Origin of the sequence: Pseudomonas sp. B21-047 (genome assembly GCF_024748775.1) — a bacterium.
Classification (GTDB): domain Bacteria; phylum Pseudomonadota; class Gammaproteobacteria; order Pseudomonadales; family Pseudomonadaceae; genus Aquipseudomonas; species Aquipseudomonas capeferrum.
This window is the reverse complement of the sequence record NZ_CP087169.1, coordinates 115,354-125,000: the sequence shown is the minus strand read 5'-3', so window position 1 is coordinate 125,000 and position 9,647 is coordinate 115,354. Positions and strand designations below refer to the sequence as shown.

General features: G+C 54.7%; 3 protein-coding genes, 2 tRNA genes and 3 rRNA genes. 1 reads left to right on the top strand and 7 read right to left on the bottom strand.

What is annotated here, in order from left to right; all coding sequences use genetic code 11:
* Positions 1-207 precede the first annotated feature (207 nt).
* The 7 genes from rrf to LOY26_RS00575 all read right to left on the bottom strand — a co-directional run bounded on the left by rrf (position 208) and on the right by LOY26_RS00575 (position 8,377).
* Positions 208-323 (bottom strand): 5S ribosomal RNA (rrf, locus tag LOY26_RS00605).
* A gap of 133 nt (positions 324-456) precedes the next feature.
* A 23S ribosomal RNA gene (locus tag LOY26_RS00600) occupies positions 457-3,348 on the bottom strand.
* A gap of 244 nt (positions 3,349-3,592) precedes the next feature.
* Positions 3,593-3,668: transfer RNA gene (locus LOY26_RS00595), tRNA-Ala, on the bottom strand.
* 25 nt (positions 3,669-3,693) lie between these two features.
* Positions 3,694-3,770 (bottom strand) — tRNA-Ile (locus LOY26_RS00590).
* Positions 3,771-3,856: 86 nt separating this feature from the next.
* A 16S ribosomal RNA gene (locus LOY26_RS00585) occupies positions 3,857-5,393 on the bottom strand.
* Together the 16S, 23S and 5S rRNA genes with 2 tRNA genes alongside form the textbook arrangement of a ribosomal RNA operon.
* Positions 5,394-5,960: 567 nt before the next feature.
* Positions 5,961-7,181, bottom strand: a complete 1,221-nt coding sequence (locus LOY26_RS00580) for a CaiB/BaiF CoA-transferase family protein (protein ID WP_033702566.1) — start codon at positions 7,179-7,181, stop codon at positions 5,961-5,963.
* 14 nt (positions 7,182-7,195) lie between these two features.
* Positions 7,196-8,377: an acyl-CoA dehydrogenase gene (locus tag LOY26_RS00575; protein WP_047583850.1), complete on the bottom strand. Its 1,182-nt coding sequence runs from the start codon at positions 8,375-8,377 to the stop codon at positions 7,196-7,198.
* A 163-nt stretch (positions 8,378-8,540) separates the two neighbouring features.
* Here LOY26_RS00575 and LOY26_RS00570 point away from each other — a divergent pair, with 163 nt between their 5' ends.
* Positions 8,541-9,440: a LysR family transcriptional regulator gene (locus LOY26_RS00570; protein WP_033702564.1), complete on the top strand. Its 900-nt coding sequence runs from the start codon at positions 8,541-8,543 to the stop codon at positions 9,438-9,440.
* Positions 9,441-9,647: the final 207 nt, after the last annotated feature.

The following is a 9,647-nucleotide window of genomic DNA, read 5'->3' as shown; positions in this document are numbered from 1 at the left end:
TTTTGCGAGAAACTCGTTTAGCTTCAAACACTTAACTCGCTGCGATCTCTCGTAGCGGGAGGCGAATAATACAGCATTCAAAAACGCTGTCAATCACCTTTTTAGCACTGCTGATCTGTCTCTCGACCTGGTCAGCAAGAAGCATGAGCTTCTACTTAAAGACAAAACCCCTACCTGCATGCGCAGATAGGGGTTTTGCGAAATGAATCTTGACGATGACCTACTCTCACATGGGGAGACCCCACACTACCATCGGCGATGCATCGTTTCACTACTGAGTTCGGGATGGGATCAGGTGGTTCCAATGCTCTATGGTCGTCAAGAAATTCTGTTGCCAGAATGTCCAGATGGACAGCCTAGCGAATTCGGATATGTGATGTTGTGATGTACATTCGAACTTTCGGTTCGTGCGTCTTCACCACCGCAATCTGCATGAGCAAATTGCTTGGGTGTTATATGGTCAAGCCTCACGGGCAATTAGTATTGGTTAGCTCAACGCCTCACAGCGCTTACACACCCAACCTATCAACGTCGTAGTCTTCGACGGCCCTTTAGGGGATTCTAGATCCCAGTGAGATCTCATCTTGAGGCAAGTTTCCCGCTTAGATGCTTTCAGCGGTTATCTCTTCCGAACATAGCTACCCGGCAATGCCACTGGCGTGACAACCGGAACACCAGAGGTTCGTCCACTCCGGTCCTCTCGTACTAGGAGCAGCCCCTCTCAAATCTCAAACGTCCACGGCAGATAGGGACCGAACTGTCTCACGACGTTCTAAACCCAGCTCGCGTACCACTTTAAATGGCGAACAGCCATACCCTTGGGACCGGCTTCAGCCCCAGGATGTGATGAGCCGACATCGAGGTGCCAAACACCGCCGTCGATATGAACTCTTGGGCGGTATCAGCCTGTTATCCCCGGAGTACCTTTTATCCGTTGAGCGATGGCCCTTCCATACAGAACCACCGGATCACTAAGACCTACTTTCGTACCTGCTCGACGTGTTTGTCTCGCAGTCAAGCGCGCTTTTGCCTTTATACTCTACGACCGATTTCCGACCGGTCTGAGCGCACCTTCGTACTCCTCCGTTACTCTTTGGGAGGAGACCGCCCCAGTCAAACTACCCACCATACACTGTCCTCGATCCGGATAACGGACCTGAGTTAGAACCTCAAAGTTGCCAGGGTGGTATTTCAAGGATGGCTCCATGAGAACTGGCGTCCCCACTTCAAAGCCTCCCACCTATCCTACACAAGCAAATTCAAAGTCCAGTGCAAAGCTATAGTAAAGGTTCACGGGGTCTTTCCGTCTAGCCGCGGATACACTGCATCTTCACAGCGATTTCAATTTCACTGAGTCTCGGGTGGAGACAGCGCCGCCATCGTTACGCCATTCGTGCAGGTCGGAACTTACCCGACAAGGAATTTCGCTACCTTAGGACCGTTATAGTTACGGCCGCCGTTTACCGGGGCTTCGATCAAGAGCTTCGCTTGCGCTAACCCCATCAATTAACCTTCCGGCACCGGGCAGGCGTCACACCCTATACGTCCACTTTCGTGTTTGCAGAGTGCTGTGTTTTTAATAAACAGTCGCAGCGGCCTGGTATCTTCGACCGGCATGGGCTTACGGAGCAAGTCCTTGACCCTCGCCGGCGCACCTTCTCCCGAAGTTACGGTGCCATTTTGCCTAGTTCCTTCACCCGAGTTCTCTCAAGCGCCTTGGTATTCTCTACCTAACCACCTGTGTCGGTTTGGGGTACGGTTCCCAGTTATCTGAAGCTTAGGAGCTTTTCTTGGAAGCATGGCATCAACCACTTCGTCGCCTAAAGGCAACTCGTCATCAGCTCTCGGCCTTGAAATCCCGGATTTGCCTAAGATTTCAGCCTACCACCTTAAACTTGGACAACCAACGCCAAGCTGGCCTAGCCTTCTCCGTCCCTCCATCGCAATAACTGCAAGTACAGGAATATTAACCTGTTTTCCATCGACTACGCTTTTCAGCCTCGCCTTAGGGACCGACTAACCCTGCGTCGATTAACGTTGCGCAGGAAACCTTGGTCTTTCGGCGTGGGAGTTTTTCACTCCCATTGTCGTTACTCATGTCAGCATTCGCACTTCTGATACCTCCAGCAAGCTTCTCAACTCACCTTCACAGGCTTACAGAACGCTCCTCTACCGCATCATCATAAGATGATACCCGTAGCTTCGGTGCATGGTTTGAGCCCCGTTACATCTTCCGCGCAGGCCGACTCGACTAGTGAGCTATTACGCTTTCTTTAAAGGGTGGCTGCTTCTAAGCCAACCTCCTAGCTGTCTAAGCCTTCCCACATCGTTTCCCACTTAACCATGACTTTGGGACCTTAGCTGACGGTCTGGGTTGTTTCCCTTTTCACGACGGACGTTAGCACCCGCCGTGTGTCTCCCATGCTCGGCACTTGTAGGTATTCGGAGTTTGCATCGGTTTGGTAAGTCGGGATGACCCCCTAGCCGAAACAGTGCTCTACCCCCTACAGTGATACATGAGGCGCTACCTAAATAGCTTTCGAGGAGAACCAGCTATCTCCGAGCTTGATTAGCCTTTCACTCCGATCCACAGGTCATCCGCTAACTTTTCAACGGTAGTCGGTTCGGTCCTCCAGTCAGTGTTACCTAACCTTCAACCTGCCCATGGATAGATCGCCCGGTTTCGGGTCTATACCCAGCGACTAAACGCCCTATTAAGACTCGCTTTCGCTACGCCTCCCCTATTCGGTTAAGCTCGCCACTGAATATAAGTCGCTGACCCATTATACAAAAGGTACGCAGTCACCTAACAAGTAGGCTCCCACTGCTTGTACGCATACGGTTTCAGGATCTATTTCACTCCCCTCTCCGGGGTTCTTTTCGCCTTTCCCTCACGGTACTAGTTCACTATCGGTCAGTCAGTAGTATTTAGCCTTGGAGGATGGTCCCCCCATATTCAGACAAAGTTTCTCGTGCTCCGTCCTACTCGATTTCATTGATAAGAGATTTTCGTGTACGGGGCTATCACCCACTATGGCCGCACTTTCCAGAGCGTTCCACTAATCTCAAACCAACTTAAGGGCTGGTCCCCGTTCGCTCGCCACTACTAAGGGAATCTCGGTTGATTTCTTTTCCTCAGGGTACTTAGATGTTTCAGTTCCCCTGGTTCGCCTCTTGCACCTATGTATTCAGTACAAGATACTCAGCTTATGCTGAGTGGGTTCCCCCATTCAGAGATCTCTGGATCACAGTCTGTTTGCCGACTCCCCAAAGCTTATCGCAGGCTACCACGTCTTTCATCGCCTCTGACTGCCAAGGCATCCACCGTATGCGCTTCTTCACTTGACCATATAACCCCAAGCAATCTGGTTATACTGTGAAGACGACATTCGCCGAAAATTCGCATGCTGCTCAGTTAAGAGCACATCACAAATTTTACCTTAGCCTGATCCACTACCAGTGAAAGTAGTGTTCAGTCTATTTCTATCACATATCCGAATTTTTAAAGAACGATCTGACAAAAGTCAGAAATCAACATTCATCACAGAATGTTCATTTCTAAGTTCTGAGCAGTGCTGCGAAACCTGAAGAGTGGTGGAGCCAAGCGGGATCGAACCGCTGACCTCCTGCGTGCAAGGCAGGCGCTCTCCCAGCTGAGCTATGGCCCCGTATTTGTAGGCCGCACCAAGTAATTGGTAGGTCTGGGCAGATTTGAACTGCCGACCTCACCCTTATCAGGGGTGCGCTCTAACCAACTGAGCTACAGACCTATAACAGGGTCGCGTTACAGCATCGTCTTTATACAAAGAATCAAGCAATTCGTGTGGGAGCTCATCAGCAGGCTGATGTCGTCGATTAAGGAGGTGATCCAGCCGCAGGTTCCCCTACGGCTACCTTGTTACGACTTCACCCCAGTCATGAATCACACCGTGGTAACCGTCCTCCCGAAGGTTAGACTAGCTACTTCTGGTGCAACCCACTCCCATGGTGTGACGGGCGGTGTGTACAAGGCCCGGGAACGTATTCACCGCGACATTCTGATTCGCGATTACTAGCGATTCCGACTTCACGCAGTCGAGTTGCAGACTGCGATCCGGACTACGATCGGTTTTGTGAGATTAGCTCCACCTCGCGGCTTGGCAACCCTCTGTACCGACCATTGTAGCACGTGTGTAGCCCAGGCCGTAAGGGCCATGATGACTTGACGTCATCCCCACCTTCCTCCGGTTTGTCACCGGCAGTCTCCTTAGAGTGCCCACCATAACGTGCTGGTAACTAAGGACAAGGGTTGCGCTCGTTACGGGACTTAACCCAACATCTCACGACACGAGCTGACGACAGCCATGCAGCACCTGTGTCAGAGTTCCCGAAGGCACCAATCCATCTCTGGAAAGTTCTCTGCATGTCAAGGCCTGGTAAGGTTCTTCGCGTTGCTTCGAATTAAACCACATGCTCCACCGCTTGTGCGGGCCCCCGTCAATTCATTTGAGTTTTAACCTTGCGGCCGTACTCCCCAGGCGGTCAACTTAATGCGTTAGCTGCGCCACTAAAATCTCAAGGATTCCAACGGCTAGTTGACATCGTTTACGGCGTGGACTACCAGGGTATCTAATCCTGTTTGCTCCCCACGCTTTCGCACCTCAGTGTCAGTATCAGTCCAGGTGGTCGCCTTCGCCACTGGTGTTCCTTCCTATATCTACGCATTTCACCGCTACACAGGAAATTCCACCACCCTCTACCGTACTCTAGCTTGCCAGTTTTGGATGCAGTTCCCAGGTTGAGCCCGGGGCTTTCACATTCAACTTAACAAACCACCTACGCGCGCTTTACGCCCAGTAATTCCGATTAACGCTTGCACCCTCTGTATTACCGCGGCTGCTGGCACAGAGTTAGCCGGTGCTTATTCTGTCGGTAACGTCAAAACAGCAAGGTATTCGCTTACTGCCCTTCCTCCCAACTTAAAGTGCTTTACAATCCGAAGACCTTCTTCACACACGCGGCATGGCTGGATCAGGCTTTCGCCCATTGTCCAATATTCCCCACTGCTGCCTCCCGTAGGAGTCTGGACCGTGTCTCAGTTCCAGTGTGACTGATCATCCTCTCAGACCAGTTACGGATCGTCGCCTTGGTGAGCCATTACCCCACCAACTAGCTAATCCGACCTAGGCTCATCTGATAGCGCAAGGCCCGAAGGTCCCCTGCTTTCTCCCGTAGGACGTATGCGGTATTAGCGTTCCTTTCGAAACGTTGTCCCCCACTACCAGGCAGATTCCTAGGCATTACTCACCCGTCCGCCGCTGAATCGAAGAGCAAGCTCTTCTCATCCGCTCGACTTGCATGTGTTAGGCCTGCCGCCAGCGTTCAATCTGAGCCATGATCAAACTCTTCAGTTCAATACTGCTTGGGTTTTTAAGAAACCCTAAACTTGGCTCAGCAATCTCAAATGACTATGTGATTTCTCGCATGGTCACTTGTGATGCTGATAATCTTTGTGACTATCAGTCCATACTCACAAGCACCCACACGAATTGCTTGATTCAATTTGTTAAAGAGCGGTTGGTTAAGAGCTTTTCGTCTCAACCGAGGGGCGCATTCTACGCTTTCCTCAGTGCCTGTCAAGCGTTTATTTTGAAGTTTTTTGCGAGAAACTCGTTTAGCTTCAAACACTTGACTCGCTGCGATCTCTCGTAGCGGGAGGCGAATCATACAGCGTTTAGAAGCGCTGTCAACCACCATCTTAATCGCTGACGATCTTTCGATCGGAGCACTTCAAACTTCGTCTTGACTATTTAACTCATTGAATCTCAAGGAGTTTTTCGTTCCGACTACGCTGGAAGTGGGGCGCATTATAAGGGGATTCGAAACCGCGTCAACCCTTAATTCCAATAAACTTTGATATCGCCGAAAAGCAAAGCGGGGAGGCCTTCGGCCTCCCCGCTATTTCCTTGCTTTATATAGCCTTAAAGCACCCCGGCACTGCGCAAGCGGTGTACCGCCTCGGCATCCAGCCCCAATACATCACTCAATACCGCCTCGGTATGCTCACCCAGCAGCGGTGGCGCCCGTCGGTACTCTACCGGTGTCTCCGACAGCCGAATCGGGCTGGCCACCTGCGGCACGCTCCCCGCCAGCGGGTGCGCGATACTCACCGCCAAGCCACGCGCCACTACCTGCGGGTCCTGGAACATTTGCGCCAGGTCATTGATAGGCCCGCAGGGCACACCAGCCGTCTCCAGCTGGCTCACCCATTCTGCAGTGGTCTTGAATACCGTTGCCTGACGAATCAACGGAATCAGCTCACCACGATTGGCAACCCGCAGCTTGTTGGTAGCGAAGCGCGGGTCATCCGCCCATTGCGGCTGCCCCGCCACCTCGGCGAACTTGCGAAACTGACTGTCGTTACCCACGGTAAGAATGAAATCGCCATCGGCCGTGGGGAAGTCCTGGTAGGGCACGATGTTGGGATGCGCATTGCCCAGGCGCCGGGGCGGGTTGCCCGTAGTCAGGTAGTTCATGGCCTGGTTGGCCAGGCATGCCACCTGCACATCGAGCAATGCCATGTCGACATGCTGACCGATGCCGGTTTGATCCCGATGGGCGAGGGCGGCCAGGATAGCCACCGTCGAATACAGCCCAGTGAGGATGTCAGTCAGCGCCACGCCAACTTTCACCGGCCCCGCGCCTTCCTCGCCCTCAGGCCGCCCGGTCAGGCTCATCAGCCCGCCCAGCCCCTGGATCATGAAGTCATAGCCTGCGCGCTTGGCATAAGGCCCCGTCTGACCGAAGCCAGTAATGGAGCAATAGATAAGCTTCGGGTTGAGTGCCTTCAGGCTTTGGTAATCCAGCCCGTAGGCCGCCAGGCCACCTACCTTGAAGTTCTCGATGACGATATCCGACTTGGCCGCTAGCTCACGCACCAGGCGCTGGCCTTCAGGCTGAGTGAAGTCGATCGTCACCGAACGCTTGTTGCGGTTGGCCGAAAGGTAATAAGCCGCCTCGCTGGTGTTCTCACCCTGGGCGTCCCGGAGAAAGGGCGGGCCCCACGAACGGGTATCATCGCCACTGCCCGGGCGCTCGACCTTGATCACGTCAGCACCAAGGTCAGCCAGGATCTGGCCAGACCAGGGGCCGGCCAACACGCGCGAAAGGTCCAGCACCCGCAGATGTGATAGCGCGCCCATGGGCTGGCTCCTTATTAATAGAAGGCCTGGATGCCGGTCTGTGCACGCCCCAGGATCAGCGCATGCACGTCATGGGTACCCTCATAGGTGTTGACCACCTCGAGGTTGACCAGGTGGCGGGCCACACCGAACTCGTCGGAAATGCCATTACCCCCGAGCATGTCGCGCGCCATGCGGGCGATATCCAGAGCCTTACCGCACGAGTTGCGCTTCATGATCGAAGTGATCTCGACAGCCGCCGTGCCTTCATCCTTCATACGCCCCAGGCGCAGGCAGCCCTGCAGTGCCAAGGTGATTTCGGTCTGCATGTCGGCGAGCTTTTTCTGGATCAACTGGTTGGCTGCAAGCGGGCGGCCGAACTGCTGACGGTCCAGGGTGTATTGACGCGCGGTATGCCAGCAGGCCTCGGCGGCGCCCAATGCCCCCCAGGAAATGCCATAGCGCGCCGAGTTCAAGCAGGTGAACGGGCCCTTGAGGCCACGCACGTCCGGGAAGATGTTCTCTTCAGGCACGAATACGTTGTCCATCACGATTTCGCCGGTGATCGAGGCGCGCAGGCCGACCTTGCCATGGATCGCCGGGGCACTGAGGCCTTCCCAGCCCTTTTCCAGCACGAAGCCGCGGATGTCGCCCGCGTCATCCTTGCCCCAGACCACGAACACATCGGCGATCGGGCTGTTGGTAATCCACATCTTGCTGCCGGTCAGGCGGTAGCCACCGTCGACCTTCCGGGCACGGGTGATCATCGAACCCGGGTCGGAGCCATGGTTAGGCTCGGTCAGGCCAAAGCAGCCGATCCATTCACCACTGGCCAGTTTGGGGAGGTACTTCTGCTTCTGCGCCTCGGTGCCAAATTCGTTGATCGGCACCATCACCAGGGAAGACTGCACGCTCATCATGGAGCGATAGCCCGAGTCGATGCGCTCTACCTCGCGTGCAATCAACCCGTAGCACACATAATTCAGGCCGCTGCCGCCGTACTGCTCGGGAATGGTCGCACCCAGCAAACCGATTTCGCCCATTTCGCGGAAGATTGCTGGGTCGGTCCGCTCATGGCGGAAGGCCTCGAGCACGCGCGGCGCCAGCTTGTCCTGGGCAAACTGATAAGCGCTGTCACGCACCATGCGCTCTTCTTCAGTGAGCTGCTGATCCAGCAACAGCGGATCGATCCAGTGGAAGCTTGCTTTACCGGCCATGAGCGAAATCCTCGATATAGAGAGAGCAAATTCTTGTGCCCTTGAGCCTAGGCCTGATCGGCTGCCGGGACAAACGAGGATTGCGCACGGATTAGTGATAATTTATCACTCCGTAAATCGGCAAAACGCCACATTGACAGCCTTACAAGTGAGGTTGACGTACATGCGCCGCAAGATCCCCAGTACCGCCGCCTTGGTCTGCTTCGAGGCGGCGGCGCGTAACGAGAGCTTTACCAAGGCTGCGCAAGAGCTTGCGCTGACCCAGGGCGCCGTTTGTCGGCAGATCGGTGGCCTGGAGGCCTTCCTTAATGTCGAACTGTTTCGTCGCTCACGGCGTGGGGTAAAGCTGACCGAGGCGGGCCTGTCTTATAGTCGCCAGGTCGCCGCGCAACTGGATGCCGTTGAGCGCGACACCCTGTCGGTGATGCGCCAGCAAGGCGCCAACGTGATCGAACTGGCCGTGGTGCCGACCTTTGGCACCCAATGGCTGCTGCCCAGGCTCAAGGACTTCCAGCAGGGCCACCCGGACGTCACCGTCAACCTGACCAACCGCACCCGCCCGTTCCTATTCGCCGACACCGCCTTTGATGCCGCCATCTATTTCGGTGATGCCGACTGGTCAGGCACCCAGTCGCACCGGCTGATGGGCGAGAACCCTGTACCCGTGTGCAGCCCGGCCATGCTGGACGGGCAGGGCATGCTCGACGCCCGGCGCATTGCGCAACTGCCCTTGCTGCAGCAGACAACACGCCCGTATGCCTGGCGACAGTGGTTCGCCAGCCTGGGCATGAACGTGGAGCGCGACATGACAGGCCCACGCTATGAACTATTCTCCATGCTCGCGCAGGCGGCGATGCACGACATGGGCGTCGCGCTGATCCCACCCTTCCTGATCCAGCGTGAGTTGCAGGAGGGTAGGTTGGTGGTCGCTAACAGGCATGCCCTGAGCAGCGACAAGGCCTACTATCTGATGATTCCCGAGCGCAAGGTTGAGTCCGCTTCGCTGCGCGCCTTCCGCGACTGGCTGGTAGCACAAGCCAAGCAATACACGGCATCAACGTAGGAACACGGGGCAACCTGACCCCGTAGTCAATTATTTTAAACACCTACAGATATATGTATTTGTCGCATATACGTAAACTGTTATGCAAGCCTGATAATTCCCTTTAACCCTGCTGACCACGCGGCTTTCAGGGCGAAATTGCGACACTCAGCAAGTCGTAAGCGAATTACGGCCATTTTTTTTGATTTTTTCTCCTAATCTCCCAAT

Excerpts from the sequence above, each read along its gene's own strand:
- LOY26_RS00570 (WP_033702564.1), top strand. The coding sequence starts at position 8,541 with ATGCGCCGCAAGATCCCCAGTACCGCCGCCTTGGTCTGCTTCGAGGCG.
- LOY26_RS00580 (WP_033702566.1), bottom strand. The coding sequence starts at position 7,181 with ATGGGCGCGCTATCACATCTGCGGGTGCTGGACCTTTCGCGCGTGTTG.
- LOY26_RS00575 (WP_047583850.1), bottom strand. The coding sequence starts at position 8,377 with ATGGCCGGTAAAGCAAGCTTCCACTGGATCGATCCGCTGTTGCTGGAT.